We start from the raw sequence: 248 nt of genomic DNA, 5'->3' as shown, positions 1-248 counted from the left end.
GTTGCAGAATTCACCTTAATCTCAAAAGCGTTTAGTGATGAAGAAACAAATTCATCACTCACGGTGATTACAATGTTGCTATGCGTTCCGGCAGTAGTTGGTGTACCAGAAAGTTTGCCTGTTGTCGTATCGAAATTTGCCCAATCAGGCTTATTCTCAATAGAAAATACCAACTCTGAACCAGCATTTAACCCGAGCATAATCTCAGGTAAGTATTCATAGCTCGAATTTACATCGACTGCCGTTGT

The 248-nt window shown here is 40.3% G+C and carries 1 protein-coding gene; it reads right to left on the bottom strand.

The features are described from left to right. Window positions 1–248, bottom strand: a 248-nt coding sequence (locus tag AN214_RS22830) for a putative Ig domain-containing protein (RefSeq protein ID WP_161805723.1), incomplete at both ends; no start/stop codon positions are given.

It is taken from the genome of Pseudoalteromonas sp. P1-9, from assembly GCF_001399975.1.
GTDB lineage: Bacteria > Pseudomonadota > Gammaproteobacteria > Enterobacterales > Alteromonadaceae > Pseudoalteromonas.
The sequence above is the reverse complement of the archived record's forward strand: the minus strand, read 5'-3'. Positions and strand labels throughout refer to the sequence as shown.